Origin of the sequence: Shewanella japonica (genome assembly GCF_002075795.1) — a bacterium.
Classification (GTDB): Bacteria; Pseudomonadota; Gammaproteobacteria; order Enterobacterales; family Shewanellaceae; genus Shewanella; species Shewanella japonica.
On the sequence record NZ_CP020472.1, the window covers coordinates 2411332 to 2429781 of the forward strand.

At 38.2% G+C, this 18450-nt stretch carries 15 protein-coding genes and 2 tRNA genes; 12 read left to right on the plus strand and 5 right to left on the minus strand.

Features of this window, described 5'->3' with window-relative positions; all coding sequences use genetic code 11:
• Positions 1–35: 35 nt before the first annotated feature.
• From SJ2017_RS10270 to SJ2017_RS10290, 5 genes are all read left to right on the plus strand, one after another.
• Positions 36–1721: a tryptophan halogenase family protein gene (locus tag SJ2017_RS10270; protein WP_080915694.1), complete on the plus strand. Its 1686-nt coding sequence runs from the start codon at positions 36–38 to the stop codon at positions 1719–1721.
• A gap of 73 nt (positions 1722–1794) precedes the next feature.
• Positions 1795–2520 carry a SapC family protein gene (locus SJ2017_RS10275; RefSeq protein ID WP_080915695.1) on the plus strand — a complete coding sequence of 242 codons (726 nt, stop codon included), beginning with the start codon at positions 1795–1797 and terminating at the stop codon, positions 2518–2520.
• Positions 2521–2582: 62 nt separating this feature from the next.
• Entirely contained in the window at positions 2583–3599 is a 1017-nt protein-coding gene (locus SJ2017_RS10280; protein WP_080915696.1) for a cupin-like domain-containing protein, read from the plus strand.
• Between the two features lie 58 nt (positions 3600–3657).
• Positions 3658–5148: a tryptophan halogenase family protein gene (locus tag SJ2017_RS10285; RefSeq protein WP_080915697.1), complete on the plus strand. Its 1491-nt coding sequence runs from the start codon at positions 3658–3660 to the stop codon at positions 5146–5148.
• Between the two features lie 135 nt (positions 5149–5283).
• Positions 5284–6132 (plus strand): ThuA domain-containing protein, encoded by an 849-nt coding sequence (locus SJ2017_RS10290; protein WP_080915698.1) that lies wholly within the window; start codon positions 5284–5286, stop codon positions 6130–6132.
• An 8-nt stretch (positions 6133–6140) separates the two neighbouring features.
• Here SJ2017_RS10290 and SJ2017_RS10295 read toward each other — a convergent pair whose 3' ends face one another.
• The gene (locus tag SJ2017_RS10295) at positions 6141–7193 is read right to left on the minus strand and encodes an SMP-30/gluconolactonase/LRE family protein (protein ID WP_080915699.1); all 1053 of its coding nucleotides are present in this window, start codon (positions 7191–7193) and stop codon (positions 6141–6143) included.
• A gap of 289 nt (positions 7194–7482) precedes the next feature.
• Here SJ2017_RS10295 and SJ2017_RS10300 point away from each other — a divergent pair, with 289 nt between their 5' ends.
• Positions 7483–8583 (plus strand): endo-1,4-beta-xylanase, encoded by a 1101-nt coding sequence (locus tag SJ2017_RS10300; protein ID WP_244899795.1) that lies wholly within the window; start codon positions 7483–7485, stop codon positions 8581–8583.
• Positions 8584–9140: 557 nt separating this feature from the next.
• Positions 9141–12077 carry an endo-1,4-beta-xylanase gene (locus tag SJ2017_RS10305; RefSeq protein ID WP_080915700.1) on the plus strand — a complete coding sequence of 979 codons (2937 nt, stop codon included), beginning with the start codon at positions 9141–9143 and terminating at the stop codon, positions 12075–12077.
• A gap of 98 nt (positions 12078–12175) precedes the next feature.
• Here SJ2017_RS10305 and SJ2017_RS10310 read toward each other — a convergent pair.
• From SJ2017_RS10310 to SJ2017_RS10320, 3 genes are all read right to left on the minus strand, one after another.
• Positions 12176–12252 (minus strand) — tRNA-Val (locus tag SJ2017_RS10310).
• Between the two features lie 15 nt (positions 12253–12267).
• Positions 12268–12344 (minus strand) — tRNA-Val (locus SJ2017_RS10315).
• A 210-nt stretch (positions 12345–12554) separates the two neighbouring features.
• Positions 12555–13925, minus strand: coding sequence for an MATE family efflux transporter (locus tag SJ2017_RS10320; RefSeq protein WP_065108099.1), 1371 nt, complete (start codon positions 13923–13925; stop codon positions 12555–12557).
• A 30-nt stretch (positions 13926–13955) separates the two neighbouring features.
• Between SJ2017_RS10320 and SJ2017_RS10325 the strand changes: the two genes are divergently transcribed.
• Positions 13956–14570 carry a riboflavin synthase subunit alpha gene (locus SJ2017_RS10325; protein WP_080915701.1) on the plus strand — a complete coding sequence of 205 codons (615 nt, stop codon included), beginning with the start codon at positions 13956–13958 and terminating at the stop codon, positions 14568–14570.
• A gap of 63 nt (positions 14571–14633) precedes the next feature.
• Here the strand turns inward: SJ2017_RS10325 and SJ2017_RS10330 are convergent, their stop codons facing one another.
• On the minus strand, positions 14634–14834 hold the full coding sequence (locus SJ2017_RS10330) for a CPXCG motif-containing cysteine-rich protein (protein WP_055023952.1): 201 nt from the start codon (positions 14832–14834) through the stop codon (positions 14634–14636).
• A 360-nt stretch (positions 14835–15194) separates the two neighbouring features.
• Here SJ2017_RS10330 and thrS point away from each other — a divergent pair, with 360 nt between their 5' ends.
• From thrS to rplT, 4 genes are all read left to right on the plus strand, one after another.
• Positions 15195–17123 carry a threonine--tRNA ligase gene (gene thrS / locus SJ2017_RS10335; protein ID WP_055023951.1) on the plus strand — a complete coding sequence of 643 codons (1929 nt, stop codon included), beginning with the start codon at positions 15195–15197 and terminating at the stop codon, positions 17121–17123.
• A gap of 3 nt (positions 17124–17126) precedes the next feature.
• Positions 17127–17669: a translation initiation factor IF-3 gene (infC, locus tag SJ2017_RS10340; RefSeq protein ID WP_080915702.1), complete on the plus strand. Its 543-nt coding sequence runs from the start codon at positions 17127–17129 to the stop codon at positions 17667–17669.
• An 88-nt stretch (positions 17670–17757) separates the two neighbouring features.
• Positions 17758–17952 (plus strand): 50S ribosomal protein L35, encoded by a 195-nt coding sequence (rpmI, locus tag SJ2017_RS10345; RefSeq protein ID WP_055023949.1) that lies wholly within the window; start codon positions 17758–17760, stop codon positions 17950–17952.
• Positions 17953–17970: 18 nt separating this feature from the next.
• Positions 17971–18330, plus strand: a complete 360-nt coding sequence (rplT, locus tag SJ2017_RS10350; RefSeq protein WP_012325107.1) for a 50S ribosomal protein L20 — start codon at positions 17971–17973, stop codon at positions 18328–18330.
• Positions 18331–18450 lie beyond the last annotated feature (120 nt).

Here is an 18450-nt window from a genome sequence, read left to right on the forward strand (position 1 = left end):
CGATTAATTTGAATGTTTATCTGGTGGATCACAACATGACTTCAACAGCCATTAAAAATATCGTTATTGTTGGGGGCGGAACTGCGGGGTGGTTAACCGCTGCAATTTTGGCTTCTAAAATAACTCATGATGCTGTCACTATTACCTTAATCGAATCGCCCGATATCGCAACAATCGGTGTCGGTGAAGGGACGTGGCCTTCAATGCGTCAAACTTTACAAGATATAGGTATTAGTGAGGCTGAGTTTTTAACAGAGTGCGATGCAAGTTTCAAACAAGCCTCAAAGTTTATTAATTGGAATGTGAGTGATACTAGTGGTAGTGATAATTCTGTCACTCATAGTTATTACCATCCATTTTCACTAATTAACTTCCCCTTTACCGATGCTTTCAAGCAATATCAAACGGTAAAAAATAAGTTACCGTTTGATATCAAGTTTGCTGATGCTATGGGATATCAAACCCAGTTATGTCAGCAAAATCTCGCACCTAAGCAAATATCAACCCCAGAGTACCAATTCGTTTGTAATTATGGATACCATTTAGATGCAGCAAAATTTGCAAACTTATTAAAACAACATTGCGTGAATAGACTTAAGGTGAGTCATATCGCTGCTAATGTGATTGGTATAAATAACGTAAACCAATGCGTAGATGTTCAAATTTCAGATACCGAGTATTCTGAAAATAATAGCGTTACTTGCCGCCATGGGCATATTGAATCAGTGACGATTAAAGATTCAAGTAACAAGGATAGAAAGATTCAAGGTGATTTGTTCATTGACTGCAGCGGTCAGCATTCATTGTTATTAGGCCAGCATTACAAGATCCCATTAGCGTGTCAAAAATCAATATTATTTAATGACAGTGCAATAGCGGTTCAAATCCCTAACGACACTACAGCCAGCATAAACTCAAGTACGTTATCAACAGCTGTAAGTGCGGGGTGGATTTGGGATATTGGGCTACAAACAAGAAGGGGTGTAGGTCATGTATATTCATCTTCTCATCAAACAAAGGATGAGGCCTTAACTGAAATTAAGCGCTATATCGCGACAAGTACGCCTAATTTATCTGAGCAGCAACTAGAAAATTTGTCATTTAAACATCTTGCTTTTTCACCAGGTTTTCGTCGCCAATTCTGGCATAAAAACTGTGTTGCAGTAGGGATGTCTGCGGGATTTATAGAACCACTTGAAGCGTCTGCCATTGCGCTTGTTGAACAGTCTGCAATTGAAATTGCACAACAATTTCCAACAGATATGGCAATTCTTCCAATCGTTACTGAACGTTTTAATGAGCGCATGAAGTTACATTGGCAGCAAATTATCGAATTTTTAAAATTGCACTATGTCTTATCCAAGCGACGAGATAGCCAATATTGGTGCGATCATCAAACATTAAGCTCAGTACCTGATTCACTAAAAACATTACTCAATCTGTGGCAACACCAATTACCAAGTGCAGCGGATATTACTCACGTGAATCCTCTCTTTCCTAGTGCGAGTTACCAGTATGTTTATATGGGGATGAAGGAGGCGACAACAGCGAATACACCTGATCCAAAAGTTCATTTATTGAGTCCAAACTCAGGCATCACTCCTCGTTATATCGCCTTTTTAGAAGATGTGATGAGTAAGCGACAAACATTATCTCAACGAATGAAATCTAATCGGGAACTGTTAGATCTTGTTAGGCAACAAGGCTTTTCTGCTATCTAACTAAAACAAACTAACCAAGATAAACAAAATAATATGAGATTGTGGGTAAGGGCAATCTTGTCGGGAGAATAAGATGAATCATGTATTACTTAATAATGTAGAGCACAAAGAATTACGTATCAATACTCAGCGTTCAGCAAAACTTGGCGATGATTTATGGTTTGCTGCAACTTTTTTAGCAGAGATCAAAACTGCGCAAGCCCATTATCCCATCTTATTTCAGAAGCATTCTGATACTGGCGAGTTTAGCCCTGTCACCTTATTTGGTTTTAAAAACCAAGAAAATCTGTTTTTAACTGAAAACGGCTGGGAAGCGAGTTATATCCCACTATCAGTTCAAAGGATGCCTTTTTATATTGGCTATCAAAAAATAGCGCAAGACGGTGTTACTGATATGCAACGTGTCATTACTTTAGATACAGACTCTCCGAGAGTGAGTAGCAACCAAGGAACAGCTTTGTTTCTTCCGCTAGGTGGTAACAGTGATTATCTAGAACATATTGGCAGTGTGCTTGAAACCCTACACCTAGGTTTACAAGAAAATCAGCAATTTATAGCAGCGTTAATCCATTGTGATTTATTAGAATCGGTGTCAATGGACATTAAATTAAATGATAGCTCTCATCATCAATTAATTGGATTTTATATCATTAATGAAGAACGACTAGCCAAATTAGAAGATGCAGAACTCCTAGGACTTCACCATGCAGGTTATTTAGAAGTCATTTACATGATTATCGCATCTCAAGCTCACATTAATAAGCTGATTGAACGAAAAAATAAACAGCTAAACAATTAACTTCAGAGTGTTAACAGCAAAGGTTGACTTACCCCCTCACAGAGTTGATTGAAGAGAATGATATGGCCAATAAAAAATTAGTAATTAGTGAATATACTGGTGTCACGCCCCAGAATATCGACAGAACACTGCTATATTCAGAGCAACCAGTCATATTAAAAAACTTTGCCAGTGACTGGACACTTGTTCACCATGGTAAAAAGTCATTACTTAAAGCCATGGATTATTTACGTAAAAAATTTGATGGTAATAGTGTTAATGCTTGTTATTTACACAACGACCATCAAGGGCGAGTTTTTTATAATAAAGATTTGTCAGGATTTAATTTTGATCCTGTGCAGTTGCCTTTAAATGATGTGTTAGCACAACTCATTGACCAAATCTCAAAGCCGCATCCCGATACCATTTATGTAGGTTCAACGAGCATTAAGCACTATTTCCCTGAGTTATTGGAAGAAATTACAATCGATACCATGCCAGATGATGCATTAACGAATATCTGGATGGGTAATCAAACAAATATATCAGCGCATTATGATGTTGCGCAAAACTTAGCATGTTCAGTCGTTGGAAGGCGTCGTTTTACTTTATTTCCGCCTGAACAAATAGATAACCTTTATATTGGTCCAATAGATCTTGCTCCTGGAGGTCAGCCAATAAGCTTAGCTGATTTAACAAATCCTGATTTTGAGCGATATCCAAAGCTTAAACATGCATTTAACGCTTCTCAAGTTGTCGAATTAGAAGTGGGTGATGCGTTGATTATTCCTAGCATGTGGTGGCATCAAGTTGAAGCCTTAGCACCATTTAATGTGTTAATTAACTACTGGTTTACATCAGGCTTGGGGCATTTAGGACAACCGAGTAACGCTTTAATGCACGGTATTTTAAGTCTCCGTGACTTACCTAAAGTGCAAAAAGATGCTTGGAAAAAATTGTTCGATCATTATGTTTTTAACGATGAATACAGTAATTTTGAACATATCCAACCATCTGCACAAGGTGTTTTGCGATCTCCATTAAATGAAATAACGGCAAGAAAATTACGTGCGCAAATTCAAAATCAGTTAAGGCGTTAAAGTTTTAATATATAATAAAAACAATAACCTAATAATCTAGGTACAAGTGGGGATTACAATGTCCAATAAAATTAAAAATGTAATTATAGCTGGTGGCGGAACGGCTGGTTGGATGGCTGCTGCGGCTTTCTCAAAATTATTAGGAAAGCATATTTCAGTCACTTTAATTGAATCTGATAACATTCCTACCGTTGGTGTTGGTGAAGCGACAATCCCCACGCTTCATTTATTTCATGACCTGTTAAAAATTAAAGAGTCAGATTTTATGGCGGCAACGAATGCGACTTTCAAGCTTGGGATTTCTTTTGAGAACTGGAAACAAGTGAATGAAGATTATATGCACTCGTTTGGCTATATTGGCCAAAGTTGCTGGGCTGCAGGTTTCCAGCATTTTTGGCTCAAAGGTTATCAACAGGGGCTAGCGAGTGACATTGGTGACTATTGCCCTGAACATTTAGCCAGTCGATTAGGTAAATTCGCCGCTTTACCTAATCAAGACCGCAACCATGCTTTTCATACCGATGCCGGTTTATATGCAAAGTTTTTACGTGCCATTTCTGAACAACATGGTGCCAAACGTGTTGAAGGTACTATTTCAAAAGTTAACCTTAATCATTCAAACGGTTTTATAAAATCGCTGACCTTAGCTGATGGTCAACAGATCAACGGCGATTTATTTATTGATTGCACAGGATTTAAAGGATTACTCATTGAAGAAGCACTTCATACTGGTTACGAAGATTGGCGACACTGGTTACCTTGTGATAGCGCTATTGCAGTGCAAACAAGACAAACTAAACCCTTAGTGCCGTACACACGCTCAATAGCGCATCCATCGGGTTGGCAATGGCAAATACCACTTCAAAATAGAATGGGTAATGGCTTAGTGTTTTGTAGTAAATACATGACAGACCAGCAAGCAAAAGACCTGCTGCTTGAAAACATTGAAGGTGACAAGCTCAATGAACCTAGAGTCCTGAAGTTTAAAACTGGTACTCGCCGTAAACACTGGAACAAAAACTGTGTAGCAATTGGTCTTGCTAGTGGCTTTATTGAGCCACTAGAATCCACGAGTATCCATTTAATTCAACAAAGTGTCGTTAGATTGATGCAAAGCTTACCTTCTACAGAAATGGAACCAGCTGTAGTTGATGACTTTAATCGAAAAATGCGACTTGAAATCGAAAATATTCGCGACTTTATTGTACTGCACTATCATGTAACTCAGCGAGATGACAGTGAGTTTTGGCGCTATTGTAAATCGATGGAAATACCAAAAAGCTTACAAGATAGAATTGATTTGTTTGTACAAAGTGCACAAGTATATAAAACAGATCAAGAATTGTTTGGCGAAGCGTCATGGTTACAAGTGATGATTGGTCAAGGACTCATGCCCAAAGAATATCATCCAATCGTCGATAACATGTCTGACGAGGAGTTAGCGGGTTTTCTAAATACCATAAAATCAACAATTCAGAGAAGGGTAAACAGCTTACCTAATCATGTGGATTTTATTCAAAATTATTGCCGCTCTGCTGAAATGAGGTAAGTTAATTTTAAACTTCTGCCATTTGTTATTTAACGTGGCTTTGAATAATAAAGTAGGGCTAAATTTTTATAAGCTTGCTAGTAGCTGATAGTTAACTGCTAACTTTTCAAATAATTCTATTAGGAATAACAGATTATGATCAGTAAAAATTATCAGTTAACTCGTGATTTTGTATCTAGTTTTTATCAATCAAAATTACTTGGTTTTTTGCTTCTATTATTTATTTCAACTTGGTGTTGTACGATTAAACAAGTTAATGCAACGGGGTTTGATACGTTGCCTAAAAAGCAATTTAACGTATTGGTTTTTAGTAAAACCTCTGGTTGGCATCATAAATCTATATTAAATGGAGTGAAGGCAATAGAAGAATTGGCCGAGAGACATTTCTTCAATGTTATCTGGCATCAGGAAGCACATTATATTAATACACAATACCTTGTAGATGTGGATGTGGTTATTTTCTTGGCAACAAGTGGCGACATTTTAAATGAAAAGCAAAAGCAAGCACTCGAAACATATGTTCAAAGCGGTAAAGGTTTTGTAGGTATTCACAGCGCTGCTGATACTGAATACAGTTGGGAGTGGTACCATAAATTAATTGGCCATACGTTTATCATTCATCCAACAGTGCAAACTGCGCTCGTTAATAAAACTGCCATTGATTTTGTCGGATCTGAACAATTGCCAGCTTCTTTTTGGTTTACTGACGAGTGGTACGACTTTAGTGAGGCCAATACACCATCTTTGCAATACTTATTAACCGTGGACGAACAGACTTATCAAACGCAATCTGATTGGGGAGAAAAACAGGGTGATGGGATGGGAGATTTTCACCCCATTGCATGGTTTCAATATTATGATGGTGGTCGCTCATTTTATACAGGCTTAGGTCATCTGGGTGCAGTGTATCAAGACCCGTTGTTTTTAGCCCATTTATACGGAGGCATTTATTGGGCGGCAACAGGTCTTGGATATCGTCAGTAAAGTGTTCTTTAACCAGGAACTTTTGTTGTCAGTCTGAATAGCCCATTACCTGTTGTAATGAGCAGTGTTTTCATATCTTTTCCACCAAAAGCGACATTAGTCAATTTGGGGGCAATGAACACTGACTGAATCAAATTTCCTTTTTTATTATAAATTTTTATAATCCCCTTGTTATGACTTGTAGCATATAAATTACCAGCACAATCAATAGCCATTCCATCTGGTGTATCTATGCTAATTTTCTGCGTAATTTCTGCTAATGTTTTATCCGTTGTTAAGCGATAAACATAAATATGATGCGAGTAATCCCCGATATAAATGTGCTTTTCATCTTTAGATAAAGCGATTCCATTAGGTTTATTAAGTGACTTATTAATAAGCTGGGCATGACCTTGCTTGTTTAACGTATAAACACCAGTATAAGGAGTTTGCTGCTCTCGTGGCCCTAACTGCCAATCAGGATCAGTGAAATACAGTATTTCATCTTTATCCATGACGGCATCATTAGGAGAATTAAAATGTTGGCCTTGAAACTGGTTAGTAATGACGTGTTGATTTAATGACGACAAATTCATCTTGCTGATACCACGGTTAGCATGATCAAGCAGGTATAACTCATTACCTTTAGCGTATAACCCATTCGTACCAACATCATTGATTAGTTTTTTGACACCGTCTTGATGACTCCATGTATAAATTGTTGAAATAGGTCCTGATGTCTGAGGCCCGTCTAAATCCATTTCTGAAAAATAAAACTGTTGTTTCACTGATGACCAGGTTGGTCCTTCGAGAAATCCAAGATCTTTAGTAATCAATTTTGGTGTGGGATTAACAGGTAAAGGTGGAATATCTGAATGACATTGTGCTTTTGTATCTATCGCAACATTTACCATGTTGTTTGAATGAGAGTTGATTGACCTTGTATCACTTGAGTTTTGAATAAATTCTTGTTGAGTGGCTTTATAAGGTTGAACAGGGTTAGCGAAAACAGGAGAAGTAAAATAAAAGATCATGCTAAAAACCAAAACCATATTTATGAAACAAAGATGTTTGCTGCCCATTTGATCCTTTTCCCAATATTCCCTGTTAACGATTGCTTAACATCATAATCTTCTCGCACCTAATAGTCAAATTGACATTTAGCTTCGTCGTTATATATGCTTAAAAAAGTGAGGATTATTAAATCACTCATGAGGAAAAGCTAATTACAAAAGGAGGGGTAAATTGAATAGTCAAAGGTGTTCCAAGGGAAAAAGTTACAAGAATATTACCAGTTCACTATGTGGTGTTTATCTTAAGCCAATAATTATCTGTATTTTTACAAGTCTGTGTTTCTTTTCAGGGTATACGGTGGCGAATAATGAACAAACCCTAACTTTAGAGACTTTAAAAAATCACTACAATGGCCACTTTAAAGTTGGAGTTGCGATAAATGAATCAATCCTCAACGGTAATTCGCCTAAATTGACCGATATTGTTACGACTCAGTTCAATAGCATAACGTTAGAAAATGCCATGAAAGCTGAAGTTGTTAATCCTACTCGTTCATATTATGACTTCACTGAAGCTGACAATTTTGTTGAGTTCGGTTTACAACATAAGATGTTCATTATTGGGCATACATTAGTTTGGCATAACCAAACACCTGATTGGTTTTTCTTACAACCTGACAACTCAGCAAATTCTTCTGAGCAGCAATTAGACAGAATGAAACAGCACATTAAACTTGTTGCAGGAAGATATGCTGGCAAAGTCGATGCATGGGATGTTGTTAATGAAGTGATTGGTGAGGATGGATATTATCGCCAAACGAATTGGGTTAAGGCCGTGGGTGATGGGGATAAACTCGTGAAATATGCATATCAGTTTGCTGCTGAATATGCACCCGAAACAGAACTATATTACAACGATTTTAATGCATGGAGGCCAAATAAACGTGATGGCATCATCCGAATGGTCAAGTTACTACAGGATGAAGGCATTAGAATTGATGGTATCGGTATTCAAGCCCACTGGGGACTTAATTACCCTGAAATTGAGCAAATTGAAGCGGCAATTGATGCATATGCAGCGCTCGGGTTAAAGGTAATGATTACAGAATTAGATATAGACGTACTACCATTTACCAAGCATGGGCAAGTCATTGGACAGGCTTTCTCGCACCCACAATTTCAACTGTCAGAGTTTAAAGCATATTTAGACCCATATCGTGATGATTTACCTGATTCGGTTCAAGTGCAACTTACTAAAAGGTATCAGGCTTTGTTCGAATTGTTTTACCGTAAGAAGGATAAAATTGACCGAGTCACGTTTTGGGGAGTACATGACACAATGTCTTGGAAAAATGATTATCCTATTCCACAAAGAACAAACTATCCATTGTTATGGAATCGCGATTTAAGCTATAAACCTGCTCTAACTTCAATCTTGAACATACCGAAAATTCAATAACGGGCTAAATCTAGTATTGTGTAGCTAGTTCTAAGTTACGCAATATTTGATCAAACAATATTTTTAGTAACTATCTGAATTATTGTGAATAGATACATGACAACTGATTTATAAGTTGACCCCAAATCGCCAACAAATGATCTAAATTTTATCCTTGAAGCCTTTTGTAATGGGCATCAAGGGTATCTTTCAAAAATGATTGTTTATTGAAACTGCGTTAAGTGAATTTATCTGCTTAAAAATCACATCAGAAAAAATAAACAATTAAACTTTATCAAGCCCAAATTGCCATCATTTAATTTTACTGAACATTAAGTAATGCCTTTATTTGCCAATAATTTAGTAAACCAGATTGCTTATCATTTGTGTGTATTACCAGTATCGGTATTGTGCTCTTTAAAATAGATAGATTAAAAATTCAACTTGTTGTCAAAAAGACCATATGCTAGTTTTTTGTTATTCAGTTTAAAAAGCAGTCACTGAATAAGAGTTAAAACAATCAAATAATCATTTGGGCTTTCTTTGCCTTAAAACTGAATCTATTTAAGGATTAGTTAATGAACAAGCATGTAAAAAACGGTGGGTTATGCGCGTTAGCATTAGCCACGTTAACAATAAATATTGCGGAGGCTGCTCCGCAAAAAAAATCGGATTGGAGAAAGTTTAATTTTTTCAGCCATGTCGAAACTCTTGCAGATGCAAGTAAAAAAGCACGTAAAAAAGTGGGGACTGCACCAAGTTATGGTGTCATGGCTTCAGGTGAAGAAGATTATTTATCACTACTTGCATCTGAGTTTAACTATATTACTCCGGAGAACGTAGCAAAGTGGGGACCTTTGCAACCCGTTAGCGCTAATGAATGGGATTTTAGTGCTTTTGATTCCATGTTGGCGGTTACCCAAGACAACAAACAAAAAGTTAAAGGGCGCGCATTAGTTTGGCACAGACAGGCACCAAATTTTGTCAATGAACAAGTTGATGCAGCAACGCTAGCACAAATGATTGATAATCATATCACCACCACAATGCAATATTATGCAGGTGAAATTTATGCCTGGGATGTTGTTAATGAGGTTATGGGTGACGATGCTAACTATAGACAATCAGTTTTTTACAAAAAATTAGGAAAATCTTATATTGCTGATGCCTATATTTCAGCAAGGGCTGCTGATCCAAGAGCGAAATTATTTTACAACGATTATGGTATTGATTCCATCAACGCTAAATCAGATGCCGTTTATACCATGATGGCTGAATTAATTGCTGATGGTGTACCTATTGATGGAATAGGGTTTCAAATGCACCTAGATGCCGCTTCTGCACCTAGTACTGAAGAAATGACTGCAAATTTACAACGTTTTGCGGATCTTGGCTTATCAGTCAACATTAGTGAGATTGACGTTAGAATATCTTCACTTTCTTGGGACGACGTCACCAATCTAGCGATACAACAACAAGTTTATCATCGTGCTGTGAATGCATGTATGAATGTACGTCAATGTGATGCGTTTACGCTATGGGGATTCACTGACAAATACACCTGGATTGATGGAGAGTTTGGTGAAGATGATCCACTTATCTATGATGATGAATATCAACGTAAACCGGCATATTTTGGTGTTGCAGATGGTTTATTAAGAATTGAAGCTGATGAAGCAGGGCAACTACCCAATTTAATCGCTAACGGTAATTTAGAAATCGGCCTTGATGGCTGGTCGACCTGGGCTGGTGAACTTAAACGAACCGCTTTTTTTGCAAAAAATGGCCGTGGTGGATTAAGAGTAAAGAACCGTACTGAAAATTGGCATGGTGCAGTTTACGATATCAGTGAAGTAATAAAACCCGCTCAAGAGTACGATACCAGTGTTTGGACTCGCGTACTTGCACGAAATCAACAAGTATCGTTAAGTTTAATGACACAGTGTGATAGTGAAGGTGCGATATACCAATCCTTAGATACAGTCTCTCCTCGACTTTTTCGTTGGTCTCAAATTACGGCAAGCTTTACAACACCTGATTGCGACTCATTAACGGCATCTTTATATATAGAAGGCCCACAAGCAGGTATAGACTTATTTGTTGATGGCTTAACCCTTAGACCTAAACGCTTAGTGCCGAATACAGAAGGATTTGGGCCTAATCTAATTGATAATAGTGATTTTGAGCAAGTTAATCATGAATGGTTTCCATTTGGTGATCCTGTCTTAACAATAACAACTGATAATGCCTATTCGGGGTCGCAAAGCCTGCTTGCTGTCGACAGAACAGAAACCTGGCAGGGACCTGCATTAGATTTAACCAACATAGTAACAGCGGGTAATTCATATCAGTTATTTGCACAGAGTTTAATTTCAGCTTCTCAAGCCACCGTAAAAGCGACTATTCGAGTAACTTGTCCTGCTGGGGATCAATATATTGGTGTAGGAGGGACGACAGCCAGCAATACTGAGTGGCGTTTACTTGGCGGCTTGGTCACTATTCCTAATTGTAACTTCATTGAAGCTGTATTGTATTTTGAAGGGCCATCTCCTGAGGTAAATATATACTTAGATGACGTGGTATTACATGAAGCCATCACGCAACCCATTAACGCGGTTATACAATATAGTGATTTTGAAAATGGTCTTGATAGCTGGAGTGCGTGGGGCGGAGATTTACAAGTTACTTCAGCGCAGGCATATCAGGGGACTCAAAGTGCATTATTATCTAATAGAACTGGCACATGGCAAGGACCGTTAATTGACTTATTATCACGTGTTCAAGCGGGTCAATTGATTAATATTAATGGATATACACGCATTGAAGGTATTGAATCCAATTCTGTTAACATTACAGTTAAAACACTCTGTGCTGGTGAAACAGAGCAATATCAACAATTAGCCAGTGTTCAAGCAACTAATGATGGTTGGACAGCTATAAATGGTTCGTTAACCTTACCAAATTGCCAATTGGAAGAGGTATTTGTTTACTTTGATGGACCTGTTATTGATGCAAATATCTATCTAGATGAAGTGACTATAAGTACAGAATTACTTGAAGACCCAAATAATCTCATCACAAACCCTCATTTTGAACAGGATACACAAGGTTGGGTAACATGGGGAGATGCAAATATTAGCCAAACTGATATCGATGCTCATTCAGGAAATTTTAGTGCATTGGTTCAAAATAGGACTGCAGAATGGCAGGGCGCTGTATATGATTTATTACCTAAGGTAACTTCTGGTCAGACTTATCAAATCACAGCTTGGTCTAAAATCAGCAGCATGAGCACTATTGAACACAATATCTCTATTACGGTTAAATCACGTTGTGAAGGTGACAGTGAACTGTATAACGGCGTAGGTGCTGAATTGATCAATAACCTAGATTGGCAAACAGTCACAGGTGAATTAGTGGTACCAGAATGTACATTAGCGGAGTTATTTATGTATTTTGATGGATTACCTATAGGAGTGGATTACTTATTAGATGACGTATCAGTTAATCCATAACTAACATTTTTATCTCCCCCAACAAAACACCATTGATTATTGATGGTGTTTTTTTGAGGTACAAAAAAACCAGCTTTCGCTGGTTTAAAAGTTAAAGATGGTACAACTGAGTGGATTCGAACCACCGACCCCCACCATGTCAAGGTGGTGCTCTAACCAGCTGAGCTACAGTTGTATAATATCTTTTAAATGGTACAACTGAGTGGATTCGAACCACCGACCCCCACCATGTCAAGGTGGTGCTCTAACCAGCTGAGCTACAGTTGTATCGTTTAAAGACTACATATTCATGTAATCTTTGGAACGAGCGATATATTACGGTATACGTCGCTTGATGCAAGTAAAAAAACAAAAAAATTGTTTGAATGGTGAATTGCTGTTCAAATTGAATCTTATTACAGCACAAAGGCTAAGATTTATTTAATTTCCGCTGTAAAACTAAGATTTTATTTGGTTAATTCAAATTCATAGTCGCTATTAACTGCGTTCTTCAATGACTGCTTTCAATTTCCCAGATTTTTGTATGTATCTTAGACGCAGGGCAAATAATATTGCAGCACTAGTTAGGCCTGCAATAAGACCAATCCAAAAACCGTGTGCACCCATGGCTGGTACAATGATATCGGTTCTTGCTAATAAGTAACCTAACGTCATTCCGATAGCCCAATAAGACACAAGGGTAATATAAAAGGCACTTTGAGTATCTTTATAACCACGTAATGCACCTGCAGCAACCACTTGGATTGAGTCAGATAGCTGATACAGTGCCGCTAGGAACATTAAGCTACCAGCTAACGCGACCACTTCAGGGTTGTTATTATACAGTAGGGCAATTTGGGTTTTAAATAACACTGTGATCACGGCCGTAATGACGGCTAATGAAAAAGCAATGAATAACCCTATCTTGGTAACTAAGTTAGATATGTCGAGTTTGTCTTGTCCTAAGTAATAACCCACGCGGATAGATACTGCAATACCAATAGATAATGGCAACATAAATACGATAGATGAAAAATTTAGCGCTATCTGATGTCCAGCAACAACAGTTGCACCTAGTGGAGCTAACAATAATGCAATGACGGCGAATAAACTGACTTCAAAAAATAATGCCATTGCGATCGGCATACCGTGCTTCAACATTTCCCAAATGGTTTTCCAATTAGGTTTATTAAGGCGTTTAAAGGGTTCGATTTCGGCGAATTTTTGATGAAATTGCATGTAAATCATCATAGCAATCATCATGGCCCAAAATACGAGTGCTGTTGCAATACCACAACCTGCGCCGCCCATCGCTGGAACACCAAAATGTCCATAAATAAAAATATAATTAGCAGGAATATTCACAGCTAAACCAACAAAGCCGATGATCATAGTCGGTAGTGTATAGGAAATACCTTCAGAGCAACCTCTAAGTATCTGATACAAAATAAACGCTGGAACACCCCACATAAATCCATGTAAATATCCAGCACTTAACTCAGCAAGTTCTGGTTCTAATTCCATCATGTCGAAAATAGTTTGCGCAAATGAGAGGAACAGCAACACACCCAGACTACCAATTATGGCAATATAGAAAGCTTGTGACATGAGAGGTTGAATCGCTTTAGGATTATTTGCACCATGATGATGGGCAAATACAGGCGTAAATGCGAGAATAAGTCCTTGCACAAATAACAGTGCTGGTAACCAAAGACTAGTACCAATAGCAACCGCTGCCATATCAACAGCACTAACTCGACCTGCCATTACAGTGTCAATAAAGCCCATCATGGTTTGTGTAACTTGGGCAATTAAAACGGGCAAAGCTAATTGGATTAACTTTTTGGCTTGAAAGCCTGTGTGATTCATTAAGAAACCTTATAACTAACGAGTGAAAATATGTTTACTGGTATCGTTCAAGCCACTTGTGAAGTGGTTTCAATTATAGAGCAAAGTGGTTTAAAAACATTTGAAGTTAATATTCCAGAAGAACTACAACAAGGACTTGAGACAGGTGCAAGTGTTGCCAATAATGGAGTTTGTTTGACTGTCACTAAACTTGAGAATAATAGTGTTTATTTCGATGTAATGGAAGAGACCTTACAAGTGACAAACCTGAATTTTGTTGAGCCAGGTAACAAAGTTAATATTGAGCGTTCATTAACGTTCGGTAAAGAGATTGGCGGACATATTTTGTCTGGTCACGTACACACAATGGCAGAAGTGACAGAAATTAGTCAAACGGATAAACATTACAACATAACACTTGCTGTACCTGCACAGTGGATGGACTATATTTTTTATAAAGGATTTATAGGTGTTAATGGTTGTAGTTTAACCGTTGGTGAATTAAGTGATAACAACTTTAAGCTGCACTTGATCCCTGAAACATTAAAATTGACTAATTTGAGTGATATTACTATTGGCGATCGAATCAATATAGAAATCGATAGCCAAACTCAAGTTATTGTAGACACTGTAGAACGTATATTAGCTAAAAAAGCGCTAGGCTAGTCTAACCCAAACGATGAGCTTCGTTCATCGTTTAATGTTACACCAAGCACTAGCGTAGGTTAATTAATATAGTTGCTCATCATCGGTATCTATAAATAGTTGAATGGTGCGATTGGCATCATTCACTAATAAGGTCATGTGAATTGGGTTACAGCATACTCTGCAATCGTCATAATATTCTTGATCTCCGCAACTTGTATCTATATGAACATGCTGATTATGTCCACAATGTGGGCAACTGATCACTCTGCTGACTAAATTCATAACATACTCCTTTATATAGCTTCAACATTGTCCGAAACCTGTTCAATTGGGTCAAAATTACGCTTTACGAGTAAATTATAGTTGAGTGTCAAAGTAAGGATATAAAATCTTAGTATGGGATTAACTATCAGCATTTCTTTGTATTGATCATCTATTATGCTGTTCATATCAATTAATTTATCGATAACAAGCTCTATTACTCCGCATTACTTGATTGCAAAAGGGCTTTTCAATTAGAATGCAAACTCATGCCGCTATTAACTCAGGCTCCTGTAATGTCTGTAGTTTGGTGGCATTTCTTTTTTATTTATTATTACCAAGTGGCCCTACGTGTGGGTCACCACTGGATAAGGAAATACAATGCCTATTATTACATTGCCTGATGGCAGCAAACGCGAGTTTGCAGATTCTGTATCAACATTAGATGTCGCAGCCGACATTGGTCCTGGTTTAGCTAAAGCTTGTATTGCTGGCCGCGTTAATGGCGAGCTAGTAGACGCTTGCGACTTGATCACAACAGACTCAGAATTGTCTATCATTACGGCTAAAGACGAAGAAGGTGTTGAAATTCTTCGCCATTCTTGTGCGCATTTATTAGGGCATGCTATTAAGCAAATGTGGCCTGAAACCAAAATGGCGATTGGTCCTGTTATCGATAACGGTTTTTACTACGACATCGATTTAGACCACAAGCTAACGCAAGAAGATATTGATGCGCTTGAAAAGCGTATGTTGGCATTAGCAAAAACAAATTATAGTGTTGTTAAGAAAGTTGTTTCTTGGCAAGAAGCTCGTGACACTTTTGAGTCACGTGGCGAAGAATACAAAATTGCAATTCTTGATGAAAATATTAGCAAGGATTCAACACCTGCTTTATATCACCATGAAGAATATACTGACATGTGTCGTGGTCCGCATGTGCCAAACATGAAATTCTGTCATCACTTTAAACTAATGAGTGTTGCAGGTGCATACTGGCGCGGTAACTCTGATAACAAGATGTTGCAGCGTGTTTATGGTACAGCTTGGGCAGACAAAAAAGCATTAAAAGTGCATTTGAACCGTCTTGAAGAAGCGGCAAAACGTGATCACCGTAAAATTGGTAAGCAACTTGATCTATACCATATGCAAGAAGAAGCACCAGGTATGGTGTTCTGGCATAACGACGGTTGGAGTTTATATTTAGAGCTTGAGAAGTTTATTCGTCAAAAGCTAGGCCAATATACTTACCAAGAAGTTAAAGGTCCGTTGATGATGGATCGTAACTTATGGGAACGTTCAGGCCACTGGGACAAATATGCTGACGCGATGTTTACCACAAACAGTGAAAATCGTGAGTATGCGATTAAACCAATGAACTGTCCTGGTCACGTTCAAATCTTTAATCAAGGACTAAAATCTTACCGCGACTTACCATTGAAAATGGCTGAGTTTGGTTGTTGTCATCGTAATGAACCATCTGGTTCACTTCACGGCTTAATGCGCGTACGTGGCTTTACCCAAGATGATGCGCATGTTTTCTGTACTGATGAGCAAGTTCAAGAGCAGGTAAGTGAATGTATCCAAATGGTTTACGATACTTATGGCAGCTTTGGCTTCAACAATATCGTTGTTAAATTATCGACACGCCCAGAAAAGCGTATCGGTGATGATGATATGTGGGATAGAGCAGAAGAGGCACTTAAGCAAGCTTTAGATGCAAATAACATTGAATTTGAAGTGTTACCAGGTGAAGGTGCATTCTACGGCCCGAAAATCGAATTTACATTACATGACTGCTTAGACCGTGCTTGGCAATGTGGTACAGTGCAATTAGATTACGCATTACCAGCGCGTCTTGGTGCAACTTACGTTGCTGAAGATAACACTCGCCAGACACCAGTTATGATCCATAGAGCTATTTTAGGGTCTCTTGAACGTTTCTTAGGTATTCTTATTGAAGAATATGCAGGTAAATTCCCAACATGGCTTGCACCTGTGCAAGTAATTGTTATGAATATTACTGATAAACAGTCTGATTATGTTGACGAAATTGTTAAAACTTTCAAAGAAAGTGGCATTCGTGCATCTAAAGACTTGAGGAATGAGAAAATAGGCTTTAAAATACGTGAACATACGCTTAAGCGTGTACCTTATTTATTGGTCGTAGGCGATCAAGAAATGGAAAATAAGGAAGTTGCGGTAAGAACACGTGACGGTATCGATTTAGGTAAGATGAAAATCAATGATTTCGCTGCCAAGATACAAGAACAAATTTCTAGCCGTAGTCTATTATTGTTGGAGGAATAGGTCATAAAGATCAAGAGAGCAGCAGGGCGACAGCCAGCCCCTAATCGTATTAACGATGAAATCACTGGCGTACCAGAAGTTCGTTTATCGGATATCAATGGTGAGGCAGTTGGAATCGTTAGTATTTCACAGGCACAGGAATTAGCTGACGAAGCAGGTGTAGACCTAGTTGAAATCAGCCCTAATGCTGAGCCACCTGTCTGTCGCATAATGGACTACGGTAAGTTCCTTTTTGATAAAGCGAAAGCGCAAAAGGAACAAAAGAAGAAGCAGAAACAGGTCCAGCTGAAGGAAATAAAATTCCGTCCTGGCACTGATGAAAACGACTATCAGGTAAAACTACGCAACCTGATTCGTTTTCTTGAAGATGGGGACAAAGCGAAAATTACGCTGCGTTTCCGTGGTCGCGAAATGGCACACCAAAGCCTAGGTATGGATCTTTTGAACCGTATCAAAGGTGATTTGGAAACATATGCTGTAGTTGAATCTTTCCCTAAAATGGAAGGTCGACAAGCAGTTATGGTCCTCGCACCTAAAAAGAAATAGTAGGGCAACCCACTAAAAAGTAGCAAAGTCCTTTTGAGGGTTTTGCTCGCCTTACGTTTTATTAATGTCCCAATGCGGAGTTTTAGCAATGCCTAAAATGAAAACAGATAAGGGTGTTCAAAAGCGCTTCAGAAAAACCGCTAATGGTTTCAAGCGTAAACAAGCACACTTACGTCATATTTTGACAAAGAAGAGCACTAAGCGTAAACGTCACTTACGTGCTAAATGTTTAGTTGCAAAGTCTGATGTGCCAGCAATCGCACGTCAACTACCATACGCTTAATTAAAGGAGATATGAACAATGCCTAGAGTTAAGCGTGGTGTAACCGCTCGTGCTCGTCACAAGAAAGTACTTAAATTAGCCAAAGGTTATTACGGAGCTCGCTCACGTACTTACCGCGTTGCTGTTCAAGCAGTAACTAAAGCTGGTCAATATGCTTACCGTGACCGTCGTCAGAAGAAACGTCAATTCCGTCAACTTTGGATTGCACGTATCAATGCGGCTTCTCGTCAAAATGGTCTTTCTTATAGCCGTTTCATTAATGGCCTTAAAAAAGCATCAATCGAAATCGATCGTAAGATTTTGGCTGACATCGCTGTATTCGACAAAGTAGTTTTCACTACTTTAGTTGAAAAAGCAAAAGAAGCTTTAGCTAAGTAATTAGCTATTATGCTTAAAGAAGGAGCCTTCGGGTTCCTTTTTTTATGCCCAAAATTCTTATAGGATAGTAAAAACACCGAATAAAATGTTGTGTTAATACTTTAGAGAATAGGTGTACTT